Origin of the sequence: Nonomuraea polychroma, from assembly GCF_004011505.1 — a bacterium.
Classification (GTDB): Bacteria; Actinomycetota; Actinomycetes; order Streptosporangiales; family Streptosporangiaceae; genus Nonomuraea; species Nonomuraea polychroma.
This window is the reverse complement of record NZ_SAUN01000001.1, coordinates 7,639,170-7,657,338: the sequence shown is the minus strand read 5'-3', so window position 1 is coordinate 7,657,338 and position 18,169 is coordinate 7,639,170. Positions and strand designations below refer to the sequence as shown.

Genomic DNA, 18,169 nt, shown 5'->3' with positions numbered 1-18,169 from the left:
CGGTCACGCCTGGGCAGGAAGCAGGATGGCCGCTCCCCTCCGGGGTCGCGCTCACTGCATGGCGATGTCGCGGGCGCATGTCGCGGGCGCATGACGCGCGGCCGAACCTGAACGCGAGACGACGGCCGCCCACGCCGACGCGCCCGCGGCGACGGGCGGTCAGCCGATGGTGACGGGGAGTTCCTTGATGCCGTTGATGAAGTTCGAGCGCAGCCGGCGGGCCGGGCCTGATTGGCGCAGGCGGGGGCGGCGGCGGGCCAGTTGTTCGAACAGGATGCGGAGCTCCAGCTTGGCGAGGTGGTTGCCCAGGCAGAAATGGGCGCCTCCGCCTCCGAAGCCGATGTGCGGGTTGGGGTCGCGGGCGATGTCGAAGACGTCGGCGTCGGGGAAGACGGCGGTGTCGCGGTTGGCGGCGGCGTAGAAGACCACGACCTTGTCGTCGGCCTTGATGTGCTGCCCGCCCAGTTCCTGATCCTTCGTGGAGGTGCGGCGGAACAGGTTGACCGGGGAGATCCAGCGGACGATCTCGTCGGCGGCCGTCTTGGCCAGCGTGGGGTCGGCGACGAGGCGGTCCCACTGGTCCGGGTGGTCGAAGAGGGTGAGCATGCCGCCCGAGGCGGCGTTGCGGGTGGTCTCGTTGCCGGCGACCACGAGGAGGAGGACGAAGAGGTCGAATTCGTGCTCGTCGAGAGTTTCGCCGTTCTCGTCCGGCTGCAGGAGCTTGGTGACGATGTCGTTCTTGGGGTTGGCTCTGCGCTGTGCCGCCAGTTGGTTGGCCCAGGCGTAGACCTCCATGGCGGCGGCCGAGCCCTCCTCCGGGTTGGCGGCGTAGTCGGAGTCCTGCGCGCCGATCATGCGGTTGGACCAGGCGAAGACCTTGTCGCGGTCGGACACGGGCGCGCCGAGCAACTCGCAGATCACGTAAAGGGGCAGCGGTGCGGCGATCTCGGTGACGAAGTCGATCTCGCCCGTGCACTTGTCGAGGAGGTCGTCGCAGATGTCGCGGATGTGTTGTTCGAGGGCTCCGATCGTGCGCGGGGTGAAGCCCCGGTTGACCAGCGAACGGCGTCTGGTGTGCTCAGGCGGGTCCTGGTTGAGCATCATCAGCCGCTGGAGGGCGATCTGCTCCTCCGTCAGTTCCTCGATGAGCGCGAGCCTGCGAGACGACGAGAACAGGTCGGAGTGGCGTGAGACGTGCACGACGTCCTCGTAGCGGGTGACGGCCCAGAAGCCCGGCTCGCCCTCATGCCAGTGGACGGGAGAGTTCGCGCGCAGCCAGGCGAACTGGTCGTGCGGTGGTCCAGAGGTCGCGTAGCGGTCCCTGTCGACGAGGTCGATGTGCACCTGGGTCACCCTCTTGATCAAGCGCTTGGTTACATCGTACTGAAACGTGTTCTATTACGGCCCTGTACGGCCGTCAAGGAGAGTCAATGGTGGCCTCGGCGTTCCGGCTTCATCCCGTCGCCGCCCCGCACGTCCTCACGGGGTGGTCATCGCTCGACCTCCGATGTCTCTTCGCGCTGGTATTTCGGCGGCGTGGACGGGGTCCTCCGGACGGTAAACCGTGTTCACAGATCGGGGTTGACTCTTTATGAAGAATCTCCAGGTCACGGATCGGATGTTTCCGACTCATCACCCTTGACACATGCCGTTCGCGCGCACGAGCATCGGGAGACGAGACATCCGATGTATATGGTGAAGGATGCGGTGTGAAGCTGCTGCGAGTAGGACCTGTCGGGCAGGAGCGGCCGGCGGTGCTGGATGAGGCCGGAAACCTGCGCGACATCGGCGAGCCTGAGATCGATGGCGCCTTTCTCGCCTCCGGGGGAGTGGCACGCGTCCGCGAGGCGCTCGAGCGTGGTGACCTGCCGGCCATCGACACCGAAGGGCTACGCGTCGGCGCGCCGATCGCGCGACCGGGCAAGATCGTCTGCATCGGCTTGAACTACAGCGACCACGCCGCCGAGTCAGGCTTGGAGGCGCCCGCCGAGCCGGTCGTGTTCATGAAGGCTCCCAACACCATGGTCGGCCCGTACGACGAGGTGCTCGTCCCGCGGGGGAGCGTGAAGACCGACTGGGAGGTCGAGCTGGCCGTGGTCATCGGCCGGCAGGCGCGTTATCTGGAGAGCAGGGAGGAGGCGCTCGGCGTGATCGCCGGGTACGCGGTCTCCAACGACGTGTCCGAGCGGGAGTTCCAGCTCGAGCGTGGAGGGCAGTGGGACAAGGGAAAGTCGTGCGAGACGTTCAACCCGCTCGGCCCTTGGCTCGTGACCGCTGACGAGGTCGGCGACCCGCAGAACCTGCCGATGCGACTCTGGGTCAACGGTGAGCGCCGCCAGGACGGCGACACCAAGAACATGATCTTCGATGTGGCGGAGATCGTGCGGTATCTCAGCCAGTTCATGGTGCTGGAGCCGGGTGACGTCATCAACACGGGCACGCCGGCCGGTGTGGCCTTGGGGATGCCTGGGCAGCCGTACCTGAAGGCCGGTGACGTGATGGAGCTGGAGATCGAGGGGCTGGGACGTCAGCGGCAGACGGTGGGGCAGGCATGACCGGAGCGGTGGCCACGTACAAGATCGTCGGGATGGAGACGCACGACGTGCGGTTCCCGACCTCCCGTGAGCTGGACGGCTCCGACGCGATGAATCCGGACCCCGACTACTCCGCGGCCTATGTCGTGCTGAAGACCGACGACGGGTTCGAGGGGCACGGGTTCGCGTTCACCATCGGGCGCGGCAACGACATCCAGACGACCGCCATCAGCGCGCTCAAGCCGTACGTGCTGGGCCAGGACGTCGAGGACCTCGGCGCCCTGTACAAGGACATGGTCAACGACTCGCAGCTGCGCTGGCTGGGGCCGGAGAAGGGCGTCATGCACATGGCGATCTCCGCCGTGGTCAACGCCCTGTGGGACCTCAAGGCCAAGCGGGCGGGCAAGCCGTTGTGGCGGCTGCTGTCCGAGATGTCGCCCGAGGAGATCGTCGATCTCATCGACTTCCGCTACCTGAGTGACGCACTGACTCCAGACGAAGCCCTACAAATCCTGAGAAATGCGGAAGACGGTAAGGAAGAGCGGATAAATCAGCTCATCGAGGTCGGTTACCCCGCTTACACGACCTCGCCGGGGTGGCTGGGATACGACGACGAGAAGTTGCGGCGGCTCTGCAAGGAGGCCATCGAGCAGGGGTTCGGGCAGATCAAGCTCAAGGTCGGCGCGGATCTCGACGACGACAGGCGCCGTTTCCGGGTGGCCAGGGAGGTGTGCGGCCCCGATTTCCCGATCGCGATCGACGCCAACCAGCGCTGGGACGTCGGCTCGGCCATCGAGTGGGTCAACGCGTTGCGCGAGTTCAACCCCCACTGGGTCGAGGAGCCGACCAGTCCCGACGACGTGCTCGGCCACGCCGCCATCGCCAGGGGCATCGAGCCCATCCCGGTGGCCACCGGCGAGCACGTGCAGAACCGCATTGTCTTCAAGCAACTGCTGCAGGCGGGTGCGATCGCCTACCTGCAGATCGACTCCGCCCGTGTCGGCGGGGTCAACGAGAACCTGGCGATCCTGCTGCTCGCGGCCAAGTTCGGGATCCCGGTGTGCCCGCACGCCGGCGGTGTCGGGCTGTGCGAGCTGGTGCAGCACCTGTCGATGTTCGACTACGTGGCGATCACCGGGACCATGGACGGCCGCGTGATCGAATACGTCGACCACCTGCACGAGCATTTCGTGGACCCGGTCGTGATCCGTGACGGCCGGTACGTCGCCCCGGCCGCCCCGGGCTTCAGCGCGGAGATGCACCCCGAATCGATCGCCGCGCACACCTTCCCCGGCGGCGAGGTCTGGAGGGACGCGTGACCCTGAAAGCGATCGTGACCGGCGGCGGTTCCGGCATCGGACTGGCCGCGGCCACCCTGTTCGCCGAGCGCGGCATGAAGGTGGCCTGCCTGGACCTCACTCCGCCGGGCGAGCCGTTCATCGGGATCAAGGTGGACGTCACGGACGACGCCGGGGTACGCGCCGCGGTGGCCGAGGCCGCCGAACGGCTCGGCGGCGTCGACGTGCTCGTCAACAACGCGGGCATCGGCGCGCAGGGCACGATCGAGGACAACCCGGACAGCGAGTGGCAGCGGGTGTTCGACGTCAACGTGCTCGGCATGGTCCGGGTGGCGCGGGCGACGCTGCCGTACCTCAGGAAGTCCCGGCACGCCGTCATCGTCAACACCTGCTCGATCGCCGCGACGGCGGGCCTGCCCAAGCGGGCACTCTACAGCGCGACGAAGGGCGCGGTGCTGTCGCTGACGCTGGCGATGGCCGCGGACCACATCCACGAGGGCATCCGGGTCAACTGCGTCAATCCAGGGACCGCGGACACCCCGTGGGTCAGCAGGCTGCTCGATTCGGCCCCCGATCCGGAGGCGGAGCGGGTGGCGCTCAACGCCAGGCAGCCGATGGGCCGCCTGGTCAGTGCGGAAGAGGTCGCCGCGGCCATCGCCTACCTCGCCAGCCCCGAGGCCGGTTCGACCACCGGGACCGCTCTCGCGGTCGACGGCGGCATGCAGGGGCTCCGGCTCCGGCCCATCAATTAAGGAAGGTACCCCCCAATGAACTTCGGACGGGTGATCGCGGGCGCGGCTCTCCTAGCGGTCGTCACCGCATGCGGCTCAGGGACGTCGACGACCGCAGAAGGCGGAAGCGGCGGCGGGAAGGTCGGCATCGACCATCCCCGCGCCGACTCCGACTTCTGGAACTCCTACATCAAATACGTCCCCCAGATGGCCGGCGAGCTCAAGGTGGACCTCATGCCCGCCACGAACTCGCAGAACGACGTGGCCAAGCTGGTCAACAACGTGCAGGCGCTGATCGGTCAGGGCGCCAAGGCGATCGTCATGGCCCCGCAGGACACCGGCGCCATCGCCAACACGCTGCAGCAACTGGAGAACAAGAAGATTCCCGTCGTGACCGTCGACACCCGGCCGGACAAGGGCAAGGTCTTCATGGTCGTACGCGCCGACAACCGCGCGTACGGGACCAAGGCCTGCGAGTTCCTCGGTGAGAAGCTCGGCGGCAAGGGCAAGGTCGTCCAGCTCCAGGGTGCGCTCAGCTCCATCAACGGCCGTGACAGGTCGGAGGCGTTCCTGGAGTGCATGAAGACCAAGTTCCCCGGGATCACGGTCTTCAGCGAGCCGACCGAGTGGGAGGGCAGCAAGGCCGCGTCCATGCTGCAGACCCGCCTGGAGCAAAACCCTGACATCAAGGGCATCTACATGCACGCCGGCGGCGTCCACCTCGCGCCGACGCTGCAGACGCTCAAGCAGAAGGGGCTGCTCGTACCGACGGCTGACCCCAAGCACATCTTCGTCGTCTCCAACGACGGGATCCCGCAGGAGTACGAGGCGATCAGGAAGGGCGAGATCGACGCCACGGTGTCGCAGCCGGCCGACCTGTATGCGAAGTACGCGCTCTACTACGCCAAGGCCGCGTTGGAGGGCAAGACGTTCAAGCCGGGCCCGACGGACCACGACAGCACGATCATCCAGCTTCCGAACGGCCTGGAGGACCAGCTCCCCGCGCCGCTCGTCACGAAGGACAACGTGGATGACAAGAGCCTCTGGGGTAACCAGGTCAAGTAGATGAACATTCACGTTGAAGCCCGAAACGTCGTCAAGCGCTTCGGCCCCACCGTCGCGCTCAACGGCGCGAAGATCGCCATCGCCGAGGGCGAGACTCACGCGCTCGTCGGCAGGAACGGCGCGGGAAAATCCACCCTGGTGTCGATCCTCACCGGGCTCCAGCGGCCTGACGAGGGCGAGGTGCTGTTCTCCGGAGAGGCGGCGCCCGCCCTCGCCGACCGTGACGCCTGGCGGCAGCGCGTCGCCTGCGTTTACCAGAAGTCCACGATCATCCCGGCGCTGACGGTGGCGGAAAACCTCTTCCTCAACCGCCAGACCGACAGAGGCGGAGTGATCAACTGGGGCGGGCTGCAGGTCAGGGCCCGCGAGCTGCTGGACACGTACGAGGTGGACGTGGACGCGCAGGCGCTGGCCGGGGATCTGAGCGTGGAGCAGCGCCAGCTCGTGGAGATCGCTCGCGCGCTGTCGTTCGGCGCCAGGTTCATCATTCTCGACGAGCCCACCGCCAGGCTGGACGGGCCGGCCATCGAGCGGTTGTTCGCGCGGATGCGGTCGCTGCGCGAGCAGGGCGTCACGATGATGTACATCTCCCACCACCTCGACGAGGTCTACGAGATCTGCCAGCGCGTCACGGTCTTCCGCGACGCCCGGCACATCGTGACCAAGCCGGTCGCCGACCTGCCGCACGACGAGCTGGTCGCCGCGATGACGGGGGAGGCCACGGTGGCGTACGAGGCCCGCTCCCGCACGCCCGGCCGGCGGGTGGTGTTGTCGGGGGAGGGTCTGTCGCTGGCCGGCCGCTACGCAAATATTGATATTTCGGTGAAATCCGGCGAGGTCGTCGGCCTCGCCGGCTCCGCGAGCAGTGGCAAGGTCGGCCTGGCCGAGACCTTGGTGGGGCTCCGCAAGGCGGACGCCGGCACGGTCACGGTCAACGGCACCCGGGTCAAGCCGGGCGACGTGCCGGCGGCCATGAAGGCCGGGCTCGGGTTCGTGCCCGAGGACCGGCACCACGAAGGCTTCATCCCGTTCCTGTCCGTGGGGGAGAACGCCACGTTCCCGATCGCACGCAAGCTCGGCCGGTACGGCATCGTGTCGCCGGTGCGCCGCCGGGCGAAGGCCGAGCAGATGATCGAAACGCTGGACATCAAGACCGAGGGCCCTGATCAGCCCGTCGGCGACCTGTCCGGGGGTAACGCGCAGAAGGTCGTGTTCGCGCGGGCGCTCGTGGACGATCCGACGGTGCTGGTCGTGATCAACCCGACGGCCGGCGTCGACGTCAAGGCCAAACAGGCCCTGCTCGGCGCTGTCGAGAACGCGGTCGAGCGGGGCGCTGGGGCCGTCGTGGTCTCCGACGAGCTCGACGACCTGCGGATCTGCGACCGGGTGCTGGTGATGTTCCACGGCAGGGTCGTGAAGGAAGTGCCGCGTGGCTGGACCGACCACGAGCTCGTGGCCGTGATGGAAGGCATAGAAGATTGATCACTTTGTCCCCACCGGTTCCCCGGGTGAAGCTGGCCAGGTTTCGTGACCTGACGCTCGTACCGGTGATCGTGATCCTGCTCATCGTGGGCTCGTTCCTGGATCCGGTCTTCCTGACCCTCGGCAACCTGACGAACGTGCTGCAGCAGCAGGCGGCGATCTCGCTCCTCGTGCTGGCCGAGGCCATGATCCTCATCGCCGGCAAGTTCGACCTGTCACTGGAGTCCACGGTCGGCACCGCGCCCGCGATCGCGGTGATGCTGGTGATCCCCACATCGGCCGGCGGGTTCGGCATCGGGTTGCCCGGCGCGCTGGCGATCCCGCTCACGTTGCTCGTCGGCGCGGCCATCGGCGCGTTCAACGGTTTCCTGATCATCAGGTTCCAGCTGTCCGCGTTCATCGTCACGCTGGCCATGTTGATCATCGTGCATGGGCTGCTGCAGGGGCCGACCGAGGGCAAGACCCTGTTCCAGCTGCCCGACTCGATCCTCTACCTGGGCAGCGCCACCTGGCTCGGCCTGCCCGCGGCCATCTGGATCGCCGCGCTGCTGTTCGCCGCCGGGATCTTCGGCCTCGGTTACCTCAGGCTCGGCCGCGCGCTCTACGCCATCGGCGGCAACACCGACGCCGCCCGCGCCGCCGGCATCCGGGTGGACCGGGTGTTGTACGGGGTGTTCATCCTGGGCGGGACGCTGGCGGCGCTGGCCGGCATCCTGGAGACCGGCCGCCTCGGCGCGATCGGCAACAACATGGGCGTGGGCTGGATCTTCATGGTGTTCGCCGCGGCCGTCATCGGCGGCGTCAGCATGGACGGCGGCAAGGGCACGATCCTCGGCGCGCTCACCGGCGTGCTGGTGATCGGCCTGGTGCAGAACATCCTGACCCTCATCGGCGTCTCCGGTTTCTGGCAGCCGGTGATCTACGGCGGCATCATCCTCATCGCGCTGATGATCAGCCGGATCGCGGGCGGAAAGGCACAAGATTGATGCAAAGGCTGAGCTGCGGCGTTCCGACGTGGCCGGGAGGTGCGGCGTGATCGGCCTGCCCCGCCATGGGTTCGGCGGCGCTCCGATCGGCAACCTGTTCGAGGAGGTCACGGACGAGCAGGCGCGTGCCACCGTGGACGCGGCGTGGGACCGCGGCGTCCGGCTCTTCGACACGGCCCCGCACTACGGGCTCGGCCTGTCGGAGCGCCGCCTCGGCGCGGCGCTCGCCGGCCGCTCCGGCTACGTCCTGTCGACGAAGGTCGGCCGCCTGCTTGTGCCCGCGCGGTCCGGATCGGGCCGGGACGACGAGGGCTTCGACGTTTCGGCGGAGCTGAAGCGGGTGTGGGACTTCTCGCGCGACGGCGTACGCCGATCGCTGGAGGAGTCCCTGGAACGGCTGGCCCTGCCCGCCGTCCACATCGCGCTCATCCATGACCCGGACGATCACGTGGAGCAGGCGCTCGCCGAGGCGTACCCGGCGCTGGCCGAGCTGCGGTCCGAGGGCATGGTGCAGGCGATCGGCGTCGGCATGAACCAGTGGCCGGTTCCGCTGCGCTTCGTCCAGGAGACCGATATCGACGTGGTCATGCTCGCCGGCCGCTACACGTTGCTCGACCAGTCGGGCCTCCCGTTGCTGGAGGAGTGCGTGAAACGCGGCGTCAGGGTGCTGGCGGCCGGCGTCTTCAACAGCGGCATCCTGGCCACGCCCAAGCCTGCGGGCACGTACAACTACCAGCCGGCGCCGGCGGCGCTGGTGGAGCGGGCCACCAGGATCGCCGGGGTCTGCGAGCGCCACGGCGTCTCGCTGCCCCAGGCCGCCATGGCGTTCCCCCTGCGCCACCCGGCTATCGCCACCGTCGTCCTGGGCGCCCGAACTCCGGAGGAGGTCACCACGAACGCCGCCCTGTGGTCGCGGCCGGTGCCGGAGGAACTGTGGGAGGAGCTGGAGTCGGAGGGGCTGCTGTCCCAGGAGCGCTAGGGCCCTGAGGCATTGCGCCGTACAGGCCGGCCCTCAGCGGTTGCCTACGCGGGTTGCGCGGACAGGCGCCCTCGCGCGTGGGCGGGAACGGGACGCCGCTCCCGCCCTCGTGCGTGGGCGGGAACGGGACGCCGCTCCCGCCCTCGTGCGTGGGCGGGAGCGGAGGCCCCGTTGCCCTACGCGGCGGCGCCTGCCCTGCGGCGCGGTGCGTGCCCTGCGGCGCGGTGCGTGCCTTACGGGGTGCGTGCCTTTGGGCGGCGGCGCCTGCCTTGCGGACTGCGGCGCGGCGCGTGCCATGCGGGCCCGTGCCTTGGGCGGCGGTGCGTGCTGTGCGGGGCTTGCGCGGGTAGGGCGGTTGGTGGCTGCCGGTTCAGGCCGGGAGGAGGGCGTAGTTGGCGATCCACAGGCCGGGGATCACCTCGACCTCTCCGGCCAACGCGAACCCGAGCCCCTCGTACAGCCTCCGCGCAGGCGAATTGTCCCGCCCGGTGGCCACCACGACCCGCCGCGCCCCTGCCCGTACCAGGGCCTCCTTGACCAGCGCCCGCCCGATCCCGCGCCGAACCGCACTGGGATGCACGACCAGCCGGTTGACGTCCACTTCGTCGCCGGTCTCCTCCCACGCCACGGCGCCGACCAGCCGACCGTCCTCGTCCACGGCCCCTAGCCACCGCAGCGGCTGCGCCCGCAGCTCCTCCAGGCTCTCGTGCAGGGGCGGGATCCGATCATCTCCGATGAGCTCCGCCTCGACGGCGTAGGCGGCCTTCTGCAGCGCGAGCAGCTCAACCCCGAGCGGATGGTCGACGGGCGAAATCTCCGTAATGAGCACCGGACGAGTATTTCGTGACCTGGTCGCTCGTCAAGCTGGAATGAACAGCCAGGCCTTGGACAGGCCCGGCTCGTACGGCGAGTCCAGGCGTTTGGCCACCACCCCCGGCAACCCCTGCTCCCGAGCCGCCTGCCGCACCGGCCCCGCATCCCCGGGCCAGGACGGGGCCGTCTGCCAGTGACCGCCCGACAACCCGAGGGACTCCAGGGCCGACCTGCGGGCCGTATAGGGCTCCGTGACGAGGGAGTGCCCGTCGTCGTACAGGAGGTCGTAGAAGACCAGGATCTCCGCGCCGCCGAGCGTGGCGAGCTCGCCGTCCAGCACCGCCGTGCGACTGCCGAACGACTCGGCCAGCCCGCGCAGCCAGGGATGCTCGCGGGCGGCGTCGGTCCGGCCGCCCTCGATGGGGACCAGGAGGCGGCGTCCGCCCCACGCGAACTCGAACGCGTACGCGGAGCTGTCCTTCGGGGGCTTGGCCCGCTCCGTGGGAAGCATCGGTTCGAGCGGCGGGAACGGGTCGCGGGCGGGACCGTCCATGCGGTGGATCATCCAGTTCTTGCCCCGCGTCTGGAACAGCACGAACCGGCCGGAGGACCGATTGCCGTGCAGGACCACCTTGACCTCGCGGTCCGACCACTTCTCCGTCTCGTACGTCCCGGTGTCCCAGACGGTCATGGTGCCGCCGCCGTACTCGCCTTTGGGGATCTCGCCGTGGAAGGTGAGGTACTCCATCGGGTGGTCCTCGGTCTGCACGGCGAGGTGGTTGGTCTTCGGGTCGGCGGGCAGCCCCTTGGGGACGGCCCAGGAGACGAGGACGCCGTCGCGTTCCAGCCGCAGGTCCCAGTGCAGCGACCGGGCGTGGTGCTCCTGGATGACGAACGCGTTGCCGTCCCCGCCGGGTGGGGCCTCGGCGGGGATCGGCTCAGGGGTACGGGTGCGGTCGCGCTTGCTCCGGTATCGCTCAAGTTTGTCCGGCACGCCCAGGGTTCTACCCGCCGGTCCCGTCCCTCACCATGAGCCGGGACGACATCCGCCCCGTCAGTCCAGCTCCAGTGCCTTGCGCAACCACGACTCCACGCCCGCCACGTGCACGGTCGCCCAGGAGCGGGCGACGTCGGCCTGGCGGGCCGCGATGGCCTCGTAGATCGCGGTGTGCTGCTCGCGCGTCTTGTCCATCGCGCCCTCCTGCGTGAGCCCGCGCCAGATCCTGGCCCGAGTGGTCGGACCTGACAGGCTCTCGATGAACGAGCAAAGCACGCTGTTGCCGGATCCCTGCGCGATCCGCTGGTGGAAGCGCAGGTCGTTGGCCACGAGCTCCTCGACCGTGGGCTCGGCGGGCAGCGACTCCAGGATCACCCGCAGTTCCTCGATCTCCTGGTCGCTCATCAGCTTGGTCGCCATCGCCGTCGCGGCCGGCTCCAGGATGCGGCGTACCTCGAAGAACTGCAGCACCGTGTCGTCGCGGTGCAGGTCGAGCACGAACGACATGGTGTCGAGGAGCAGTCGCGGCTCCAGGCTGGTGACGTACGTGCCGTCGCCCTGGCGCACGTCCAGCACGTTGATCAGGGACAGCGCGCGCACCGCCTCGCGTAGCGAGTTGCGCGAGAGGCCGAGCCGCTCGGCCAGGTCGGCCTCCTTCGGCAGCCGGTCGCCCGGGGCCAGCTCCCCGGAGACGATCATCTGCTTGATCTTGTCGATGGCTGCGTCGGTGACCGCCACACTTTTCTCCCTAGACATCGGATGTCTACGAGTCTAGAGCCTGGAAGCGGACAGGATCGACCCCTGAGACCCTCGAGCTCCGGCGTACTGCGCCCCTGGCCTCCAGGGTGCGCAGATGGGCCGCGGCCTCGCCGGCCGCCATGCCCCGGAGCATGGGGGACAACTCGTCCCAGGGCCTGTTCCACGTCATCATCGCGGCGACCTCCCAGATGGTCAGCGGTTCCGGCCGCTGAGCCAGGAGGGCGCGCAGCCGTGCGAGCTTCTCCTCGTGATGGTGGCGGATCTCGGCGGCACGTGCGGCCACATCCTGAAATATCCACTCATGGGCGGGGAGCGCGTCGAGTGGGCCGAGCTCGCCGACCCGGTCCAAGGACTCCAGGAAATCCCCCAACGGATCGACATCGTCGCGGTCAAAGGGATAAATGCCGATGTGTGGGGTGATGTCGGGTAGGACGTGGTCGCCGGTGAACAGCCGGTCGGCGTCCTCCAGGTGCAGGCAGATGTGCCCAGGGGTGTGGCCGGGCGTGTGCACGGCCCGCAGCTTGCGCCCCGGCAGGTCCACCAGGTCGCCGTCACGTAGCTCGCGGTCGGGCCTGGCCGGCGGTGTCGGCCGGCTCACCGCCTCCATGGCCTCCCCTGGGTCGGCGCCCGCCCGTCTCAGCATGTCGGTCTGGAAGCTCGCATGCTCGCTCTCGGGCAGCTCGTGCATGAGCGTGACCAGTGCCGCGTCGCTCTCGTGCATGGCGATCCACCCGCCGGACACCTCCCTGACCTGACCGGCGAGCCCGGCGTGGTCGGGATGGAAATGAGTGACGACCACCCCGCTCACCGCACGCACGTCGATCCCGAGCGCCGCGAGGCCGCCGCTGAGCGCCTCCCACGCGTCCGGGTGATTCCACCCGGCGTCGACCAGCACCGGGCCCTTCGGCGACTCGATGGCGTAGACGAGCGTGTAACCGAGCGGGTTGCCGGGGATCGGCACTGGCACGCTCCACACCCCGCCGCCGAGGTCCTGCGGCCGCTGCTGCGCGTACGGCCTGCGTCTGCTCTTCATGCGCCCCCCGATCGGTACTGAGCGAATGGAAACGTGATCAGTTGATCCGCTCCAGGATCGTGGCCGTGGCGAGGGCGCCGCCCGCGCACATCGTGACCAGCGCGGTCGCCGAGTCCGACCGCTCCAGTTCGTGCAGGGCCGTGGTGATCAGCCGGGCGCCCGTGGCGCCGACGGGGTGGCCGAGCGCGATCGCGCCGCCGTTCACGTTGACCCGGTCGAGGTCGGGCTCGTGCACGCTCGCCCACGACAACACCACGGACGCGAACGCCTCGTTCACCTCGAACCTGTCGATGTCGCCGATCGTCATGCCGGCCGCCGCCAGCACCTTGGCGGTCGCGTCCACCGGGCCGTCCAGGTGGTAGTACGGCTCCGCGCCGACCAGCGCCTGCGCCAGGATCCTGGCCCGCGGCCGCAGCCCGTGCCGCCGCGCCGCCTGCTCGCTCATGACCAGCACCGCGGCGGCGCCGTCGGAGACCTGCGACGAGGTGCCGGCGGTGTGCATCCCGCCCTCCATCACCGGCTTGAGCTTGGCCAGCCCGTCCACGGTGGTCTCGCGCAGCCCCTGGTCCCTGCGGACGTCGCCGACCGGCACGATCTCTCGCTCGAACCGCCCGTCGGCCCAGGCCTTGGCCGCCAGGTGCTGCGAGCGCGCCCCGAACCAGTCGAGCCGCTCGCGGGTCAGCCCGCGCCGCTTCGCGATCCGCTCGGCAGCCGTGAACTGGTCGGGCAGGTCGATGTTCCAGTCGTCGGGCTTGGGCTTGGCGGGCAGGACGTTGCTGCCGAGCGGGGCCCGGCTCATCACCTCGACGCCGCATCCGACGCCGGCCTCGATCACGCCGGCGCTGATCATCGCCGCCGCCAGGTGCACGGCCTGCTGTGAGGACCCGCACTGCGCGTCCACGGTGGTGACGCCCGTCTGGTACGGCAGCCCCGCGTACAGCCACGCGTGCCGGCCGACGTGCCCGCCCTGCTCGCCCGCCTGGGTCACGCACCCGGCGAACGCCTGCTCGACGGCGGCCGGATCGACGCCGGAGCGCTGGATGAGCCCGTTGAGCGCGGTGGCCAGGACCTGTTGCGGCTTGAGCTCGGCCAGCCAGCCCGCCCGCTTGCCGATGGGGGTGCGAACGGCCTCGACGATCACAGGTGTGCCCATACGTCGCCTCCAGAACGATGCTCTGGCGCGACTGTAACGCGTTCTACTTTGTCGCGGAAGCCTCGCTCTCCAAAGTCGAAGGAAGCCCGAAGGTCTCGAACAGCCTCTGCTCGTGGAACATGCCGACGTGGCTGATGCTGTCTCCGGAGAACGTCACCACCATGATGGCGAACTGGTGGTAGACGCCGTTCTCGCGCAGATACATGGCGAAGGCCGGCTGCCCGTTGGCGGCGACGGGGACCAGCTTGAGGTCGCCGGAGCGCTTGGCCGGGCACTGATTCTTGGTGAGCTCGACGATCGTCTGCGGCCCCTGGTACCAGCCGATGAACGGCGGCATCTCCCAGATCGCGTCCTTGGTGAACAGGTCCACCAGGCTGTCGATGTCGTAGCTCTGGAACGCGGCGACGTATCGGTCCAGCTTGGCCCGCTGCTCCTCGTTCAGCGGCTCCACCGGGTCGTCCAGGCTGGGCGACACCTCGCTGAGCTGGGCACGGGCCCGCTGCAGGATGCTGTTGACGGCCGCCGTGGACACGCCGACCGCCTCGGCCACCTCGGCGGCCTTCCACCTGAGCACGTCACGCAGGATCAGGACCGCACGCTGCCGGGGCGGCAGATGCTGCAGCGCGGCGATCAGCGCGAGCCGGATGCTCTCGCGCGAGGTGACGATCGAGGCCGGGTCGTCGGCGCCCGCGCCGGTCAGCGCGTCGGGCGCCGGCTCCAGCCACGGCACCTCGTTGTCCTGCACCAAGGGCGCCGTCGGCTCGGTGCTGGGCGCGCCCAGGCCGGTCGGCAGCGGTCGCCTGTTGCGGCTGTCCAGCGCGGTCAGGCACGCGGTGGTGGCGATGCGGTAGAGCCACGTACGCAACGAGGAACGCCCCTCGAAACCGTCGTAGGCCCGCCATGCCCGAAGGTACGTCTCCTGGACGAGATCCTCGGCGTCGTGGACCGATCCCATCATGCGGTAGCAGTGCGCCAGCAGCTCGCGCCGCATCGGATCGGCCAGCCGGAGGAAGTCCTCGTTGGTCGGCTTGTCGCTCATACCTCCCTGTATAGACCTCGCCACCGACAGACCGATGACTTTTTCGCCACTGACAGGTCAATTGAGTCGATCCCAGTAACGAAAGGCAAAGAAATCACCATGAAAACCGATCGCTGAGCTCCGTCGCGCTGGGTGGCGCCGGCCTGTTGCTGCTCGCCGGACGGCTCCGGGATCTCCTCTCGTGCCGGGGCGTCTTCCTGGCCGGGCCGGCGGTGTTCGTGACGGCCTCGCCGGCGGTCCTGTGAGCCGTTGACGTGGGGCCGGGAGAACGGCCTCCTCCGGGAGCCGCGGGGGCGTCCCGGGGGAGGCGAAGGGCGGCCGTGTCGTTCCCGCGCGAGGGACGGGGACGCCACGGCATCTCATTCTCAGTGGGGGACCGTGAGGACGATCTTGCCGGTGGTGCGGTTGGTCTCGCCGAGTTCGTGCGCCTTGGCCGCATCGGCCAGCGGCAGGGCGGCCGCCACCTCCACCCGCAGCCGGCCGGCCTCGGCCAGCGCCGCGATCGCGCGCATACCGGCCTGGTCCGGCTCCACCAGCATGGTCTCCGAACGCAGGCCCAGCTCCGCCGCCACCTGGTGCACGCTCCGGTCGAACAACGAGAGCGCGAGCGAGACGATGGTGCCGCCTCTGCGCATGGTGCGCAGCGACCGCGGCCCATAGTCGCCGCAGATCGTGTCGAGCACCACGTCCACATCCCGCACGATCTCGGAGAAGTCCTCGTTGCGGTAGTCAATGAGCTCGTCGACGCCGAGACCGCGCAGGAAGTCGTGCTTGGCGGCGCTGGCCGTGCCGATCACGTACGCCCCACGGGCCTTGGCGATCTGCACCGCCAGATGTCCGACCCCGCCGGCCGCGGCGTGAATGAGCACCCGCTGGCCGCCTTTCAGCCCGGCCACGTCCACGAGCGCCTGGTAGGCGGTCAGCGCCGCCAGCGGGATCGCCGCCGCCTGCACGTGGTCGAGATCGGCGGGCTTGCGGACGAAATGCCGGGACGGCGCGGTCACGTACTCGGCGAAGGCGCCGTGCCCGTCCGGGTAGCGCAGCATGCCGAACACCTCGTCACCGGGCTTGTAGAGCGCCTGCCCGATTCCCGACGCCTCGACGACGCCCGAGACGTCATATCCCAGCACGAACGGCGGCGGTGAGCTCAGCAGCCCGCCGCTCGCGCGGGTCTTCCAGTCGGTCGGGTTGAGCCCGGCCGCCTCCACGCGTACCAGGATCTCGGTCGGGCCCGGTTCCGGCCGGTCCACCTCCACCATCTTCAGCACTTCGGGGCCGCCCAGGGCATCCTGGCTGATCGCCTTCATTTTCATGTCGTCCAGCCTCCTCCGCCGCCGCGCCGCTCGCGAGTGGCCCGAAGGACATGATGTGTAAAAATCGGGCCATGCATCGTGTGGTCGTCCTGGCCGTTGACGGCGTGATCCCTTTCGAGCTGAGCGTGCCGTCCCGGATCTTCTGCGTCGCCAAGGGGGCCGGCGGCGAGCCGCTCTATGACGTCGTCACCTGCACGATCGACGGCCGTCCCGTGGCCACGGCCGCCGACTACTCCGTGGCCGTCGAGCACGACGCGAGCGCGCTGGCCGGCGCCGACACGGTGGTGGTGCCCGCGGCCGAGTGGTTCTCGGAGATCACCGGCAGGGAGTCGCTGCCCGGCGGGCTCGCCGAGGCGCTGGCGGGGATACGGCCGGGGACGCGGGTGGTGTCCATCTGCATCGGCACCTACGTGCTCGCCGCCGCAGGGCTGCTCGACGGCCGGCCGGCGACCACCCACTGGCGGCACGCCAGGCGATTCGCCACGCGGTTCCCCAAGGTGCGGATGGACGCGGACGTGCTGTTCGTGGACGACGGTGACGTCCTCACCTCCGCGGGCGCGTCGGCCGGTGTGGACCTCTGCCTGCACCTCGTACGGCGCGATCATGGCAGCGAGATCGCCAACCAGGTCGCCAGGCTGTGCGTCGTGCCGCCGTGGCGGGACGGCGGCCAGGCCCAATACGTCGAGCAGCCCGTGCCCGAGCCGTCCAGCGTCGGCACCGCTCCCACCAGGGCCTGGGCCATGGAACGGTTGGGGACGCCGCTCAAGCTCGACGACCTGGCCGGCCACGCGGGCATGAGCCGCCGCACGTTCACCAGGCACTTCAGGCGGGAGGTCGGCATGAGCCCCGGCCAATGGCTGACGCACCAGAGGATCGCCCTCGCCAGGCATCTGCTGGAGAGCAGCGACCTGCCGGTGGACCGCATCGCCGACCGCGCAGGATTCGGAACGGCGGCCTCGCTCAGGCAGCACATCCAAGCGTCGCTGGGCGTCTCGCCCCACGTCTACCGCCGTACATTCCGCGCGTTTGAGTAGGGCCCACTGGCCGTCGGACCGTTCCAGATCCGCAACCTCTACAACAACCGCTGCCTGGACACCGCTGCCCAGCCGGGCGGCGTGGCGGCTCCCAACGGCACCCGCCTACAGCTTGCCTACTGGTATTGACGGTCAGATGTCGGCGAGAAGACGGGCGGCGGCGGTTTCGATGCGGCGCTGGATCTGGTCGTAGGTGCGCCGGCCACGCAGCATCTCCAGCAGCTCCTGCACCCACACGCTGGCCAGCGACCCGGCCAGGTCGCGCTGCTCCTCGCTGGCCTGCTCGAGCGTCAGGCCGTCGGCCGAGACCCGCAGCAGCAGCCCCGCCATGCGGTCGCCGAAGGGCGTCTGCACCTCCGCCATGATCAGGGAGCGGATGAGGGCGTCGGCCAGCTCGGGCTCGCGCATGAGGCCGCGGGTGGCGCGCATCAGCACGTCCACCGCGCGGCTCGACGGTGTGGCGGCGCCGGGCGGCCGGCGCTCGATGCTGCTCTCCAGGAGGTCGATCTCCTCGCCGACCACCGCCACGACCAGGTCCATCTTCGAGGGGAAGTACCGATAGAGCGTGCCAAGGGCAACGCCCGCGCGCTCGGCCACCGTACGCATCTGCATGGCTTCGACCCCGCCGCGTGAGGCCAGGGCGGCCGCGGCCTGGACGATGCGCTTGCGGCGCTGGTGCTGACTGCGCGTGCGGACGCCGTGCCCGCCCGTGGCGGGCCGGCTGTCCATGGTCCCCTCGGTGTCGCTCGAGGAGGGCGCGGCGATGGTGCCATGCGAGGTGCGCATAAGAACACGTTATCTGATTTCTCGCAGGCGCGGCTTGTTACTGGCGAGTCACAAAGAAGCCTTGTCGGGCCATGTCTACCACGTTACGGGGAGGTATCCAGAGTTATCGGCATGGACGGCCTCTGGACAGATATTAGAATCTGTTCTAGTTTGCGATTCGGCTGACC

At 69.2% G+C, this 18,169-nt stretch carries 17 protein-coding genes; 8 read left to right on the top strand and 9 right to left on the bottom strand.

The annotated features are described in order from the left end of the window. Nucleotides 1-159: 159 nt before the first annotated feature. Nucleotides 160-1,365 (bottom strand): cytochrome P450, encoded by a 1,206-nt coding sequence (locus EDD27_RS34870; protein ID WP_241564423.1) that lies wholly within the window; start codon nucleotides 1,363-1,365, stop codon nucleotides 160-162. Nucleotides 1,366-1,709: 344 nt separating this feature from the next. Here EDD27_RS34870 and EDD27_RS34865 point away from each other — a divergent pair, with 344 nt between their 5' ends. The 7 genes from EDD27_RS34865 to EDD27_RS34835 are packed head-to-tail and all read left to right on the top strand — an operon-like array spanning nucleotide 1,710 to nucleotide 9,075. Next, complete coding sequence (locus EDD27_RS34865; protein ID WP_127936171.1) at nucleotides 1,710-2,555, top strand: fumarylacetoacetate hydrolase family protein; 846 nt, start codon at nucleotides 1,710-1,712, stop codon at nucleotides 2,553-2,555. Further along, a complete protein-coding gene (locus tag EDD27_RS34860; protein ID WP_127936170.1) occupies nucleotides 2,552-3,853 on the top strand; it encodes an L-fuconate dehydratase in 1,302 nt (433 codons plus the stop codon). The genes EDD27_RS34865 and EDD27_RS34860 overlap by 4 nt, the downstream gene beginning before the upstream one ends. Continuing rightward, the gene (locus tag EDD27_RS34855; RefSeq protein ID WP_241564422.1) at nucleotides 3,850-4,584 is read left to right on the top strand and encodes an SDR family NAD(P)-dependent oxidoreductase; all 735 of its coding nucleotides are present in this window, start codon (nucleotides 3,850-3,852) and stop codon (nucleotides 4,582-4,584) included. Before EDD27_RS34860 ends, EDD27_RS34855 begins: the two co-directional genes overlap by 4 nt. Before the next feature lie 15 nt (nucleotides 4,585-4,599). Continuing rightward, on the top strand, nucleotides 4,600-5,628 hold the full coding sequence (locus tag EDD27_RS34850) for a sugar ABC transporter substrate-binding protein (RefSeq protein WP_127936169.1): 1,029 nt from the start codon (nucleotides 4,600-4,602) through the stop codon (nucleotides 5,626-5,628). Next, nucleotides 5,629-7,110, top strand: a complete 1,482-nt coding sequence (locus tag EDD27_RS34845) for a sugar ABC transporter ATP-binding protein (protein WP_127936168.1) — start codon at nucleotides 5,629-5,631, stop codon at nucleotides 7,108-7,110. It begins immediately after the preceding gene. A 5-nt stretch (nucleotides 7,111-7,115) separates the two neighbouring features. Then, nucleotides 7,116-8,096, top strand: a complete 981-nt coding sequence (locus EDD27_RS34840) for an ABC transporter permease (RefSeq protein WP_127941160.1) — start codon at nucleotides 7,116-7,118, stop codon at nucleotides 8,094-8,096. Nucleotides 8,097-8,142: 46 nt separating this feature from the next. Continuing rightward, a complete protein-coding gene (locus EDD27_RS34835) occupies nucleotides 8,143-9,075 on the top strand; it encodes an aldo/keto reductase (protein ID WP_127936167.1) in 933 nt (310 codons plus the stop codon). 370 nt (nucleotides 9,076-9,445) lie between these two features. On the opposite strand, the gene EDD27_RS34830 is transcribed toward EDD27_RS34835, so the two are convergent. The 7 genes from EDD27_RS34830 to EDD27_RS34800 all read right to left on the bottom strand — a co-directional run bounded on the left by EDD27_RS34830 (nucleotide 9,446) and on the right by EDD27_RS34800 (nucleotide 16,176). Then, nucleotides 9,446-9,904, bottom strand: a complete 459-nt coding sequence (locus EDD27_RS34830; RefSeq protein WP_206641792.1) for a GNAT family N-acetyltransferase — start codon at nucleotides 9,902-9,904, stop codon at nucleotides 9,446-9,448. Between the two features lie 30 nt (nucleotides 9,905-9,934). Then, nucleotides 9,935-10,882 (bottom strand): DNA polymerase ligase N-terminal domain-containing protein, encoded by a 948-nt coding sequence (locus EDD27_RS34825; protein WP_127936166.1) that lies wholly within the window; start codon nucleotides 10,880-10,882, stop codon nucleotides 9,935-9,937. 60 nt (nucleotides 10,883-10,942) lie between these two features. Then, the gene (locus EDD27_RS34820; protein WP_127936165.1) at nucleotides 10,943-11,623 is read right to left on the bottom strand and encodes a FadR/GntR family transcriptional regulator; all 681 of its coding nucleotides are present in this window, start codon (nucleotides 11,621-11,623) and stop codon (nucleotides 10,943-10,945) included. 25 nt (nucleotides 11,624-11,648) lie between these two features. Then, nucleotides 11,649-12,677 carry an MBL fold metallo-hydrolase gene (locus EDD27_RS34815; RefSeq protein ID WP_127936164.1) on the bottom strand — a complete coding sequence of 343 codons (1,029 nt, stop codon included), beginning with the start codon at nucleotides 12,675-12,677 and terminating at the stop codon, nucleotides 11,649-11,651. 37 nt (nucleotides 12,678-12,714) lie between these two features. Then, on the bottom strand, nucleotides 12,715-13,830 hold the full coding sequence (locus tag EDD27_RS34810) for a steroid 3-ketoacyl-CoA thiolase (RefSeq protein WP_127936163.1): 1,116 nt from the start codon (nucleotides 13,828-13,830) through the stop codon (nucleotides 12,715-12,717). A 43-nt stretch (nucleotides 13,831-13,873) separates the two neighbouring features. Next, complete coding sequence (locus EDD27_RS34805) at nucleotides 13,874-14,869, bottom strand: sigma-70 family RNA polymerase sigma factor (protein WP_127936162.1); 996 nt, start codon at nucleotides 14,867-14,869, stop codon at nucleotides 13,874-13,876. A gap of 365 nt (nucleotides 14,870-15,234) precedes the next feature. After that, on the bottom strand, nucleotides 15,235-16,176 hold the full coding sequence (locus EDD27_RS34800; RefSeq protein ID WP_127941158.1) for an NADP-dependent oxidoreductase: 942 nt from the start codon (nucleotides 16,174-16,176) through the stop codon (nucleotides 15,235-15,237). Nucleotides 16,177-16,253: 77 nt separating this feature from the next. Between EDD27_RS34800 and EDD27_RS34795 the strand changes: the two genes are divergently transcribed. Continuing rightward, the gene (locus EDD27_RS34795; RefSeq protein WP_127936161.1) at nucleotides 16,254-17,216 is read left to right on the top strand and encodes a GlxA family transcriptional regulator; all 963 of its coding nucleotides are present in this window, start codon (nucleotides 16,254-16,256) and stop codon (nucleotides 17,214-17,216) included. A 132-nt stretch (nucleotides 17,217-17,348) separates the two neighbouring features. Here the strand turns inward: EDD27_RS34795 and EDD27_RS34790 are convergent, their stop codons facing one another. Beyond that, nucleotides 17,349-18,002: a TetR family transcriptional regulator gene (locus tag EDD27_RS34790; RefSeq protein ID WP_127936160.1), complete on the bottom strand. Its 654-nt coding sequence runs from the start codon at nucleotides 18,000-18,002 to the stop codon at nucleotides 17,349-17,351. Nucleotides 18,003-18,169: the final 167 nt, after the last annotated feature.